Annotated in this window: 1 protein-coding gene; it reads left to right on the forward strand. The window is 61.1% G+C overall.

Features of this window, described 5'->3' with window-relative positions:
* Window positions 1-15: 15 nt before the first annotated feature.
* Window positions 16-1,545, forward strand: coding sequence for a DHA2 family efflux MFS transporter permease subunit (locus D6877_RS10715; RefSeq protein ID WP_039763332.1), 1,530 nt, complete (start codon window positions 16-18; stop codon window positions 1,543-1,545).
* Window positions 1,546-1,691: the final 146 nt, after the last annotated feature.

Here is a 1,691-nt window from a genome sequence, read left to right on the forward strand (position 1 = left end):
TTCATAGGATTCACAATGAGCAATAACGCTTCTTTCACGCCGCCCAGCCTGTTGCTCAGCACCATCGGCCTGTCGCTGGCGACGTTCATGCAAGTGCTCGACACGACCATCGCCAACGTGGCGTTGCCGACGATTTCCGGCAACCTCGGGGTGAGTTCGGAGCAGGGCACCTGGGTCATCACCTCGTTCGCCGTGAGCAACGCGATTGCGCTGCCACTGACCGGTTGGCTCAGCCGCCGCTTCGGCGAGGTGAAGCTGTTTCTGTGGGCGACGATGCTGTTCGTGCTGGCGTCGTTTCTCTGCGGCATTTCCACCTCGATGCCCGAGCTGATCGGCTTTCGTGTGCTGCAAGGTCTGGTCGCCGGGCCGTTGTATCCGATGACGCAAACCCTGTTGATCGCGGTGTACCCACCGGCGAAACGCGGGATGGCCCTGGCGTTGCTGGCGATGGTCACGGTGGTCGCGCCGATTGCCGGGCCCATTCTCGGCGGCTGGATCACCGACAGTTACAGCTGGCCGTGGATCTTCTTTATCAACGTGCCGATCGGCATCTTTGCGGTGATGGTGGTGCGTTCGCAATTGGCGAAACGGCCGGTGGTCACCAGTCGCCAGCCAATGGACTACGTAGGCCTGATCACCCTGATCATTGGCGTTGGCGCGTTGCAGGTGATCCTCGACAAGGGCAATGACCTGGACTGGTTCGAATCGAATTTCATCATTGTCGGCGCGGCGATTTCCGTGGTCGCCCTGGCGGTGTTCGTGATCTGGGAAATGACCGACCGCCATCCGGTGGTCAATCTGCGCCTGTTCGCCTATCGCAACTTCCGCATCGGCACGCTGGTGCTGGTCTTGGGTTACGCCGGGTTCTTCGGCATCAACCTGATCCTGCCGCAGTGGCTGCAAACGCAAATGGGTTACACCGCGACCTGGGCGGGACTTGCCGTGGCGCCGATCGGGATTCTGCCGGTGCTGCTGTCGCCGTTTGTCGGCAAGTACGCGCACAAGTTCGACCTGCGTCTGCTCGCCGGCATTGCGTTTCTGGCGATCGGCCTGAGCTGCTTCATGCGTGCCGAGTTCACCAACGAAGTCGACTTCCAGCACATCGCGCTGGTGCAGTTGTTCATGGGCATCGGCGTGGCGCTGTTCTTCATGCCGACCCTGAGCATTCTGATGTCGGACTTGCCGCCAAGCCAGATCGCTGACGGCGCAGGCCTGGCGACTTTCCTGCGGACACTGGGCGGCAGCTTCGCGGCCTCGCTGACCACCTGGATCTGGATTCGCCGGGCCGATCAGCATCATGCGTATATGAGCGAAAGCATCAGCACGTTTGAGCCAGCCACCCGCGAGACCTTGAATCAGTTGGGTGGGGCGAGTCAGTCGGCGTATGCGCAGATGGATCAGATCCTCACGAGCCAGGCGTACATGCTCTCCACCGTGGATTACTTCACGTTGCTGGGCTGGGGATTCATGGGGTTGATTCTGATTGTGTGGCTGGCTAAGCCGCCGTTCGCCGCCAAGGCCGGGCCTGCCGCCAGCGGGCATTAACCTGAAACGCAGCACCTGTGGGAGCGAGCCTGCTCGCGAAAGCGGTGTGTCAGACACTCGACTGCTGAGTGACACACTGCATTCGCGAGCAGGCTCGCTCCCACAGGGTTTTGTGTTTGGCTTTAAATCGTAGGGGCGGGCAGGGC

The organism is Pseudomonas sp. Sample_9 (genome assembly GCF_004307535.1).
In the GTDB taxonomy this organism is placed as follows: Bacteria; Pseudomonadota; Gammaproteobacteria; order Pseudomonadales; family Pseudomonadaceae; genus Aquipseudomonas; species Aquipseudomonas mercuritolerans.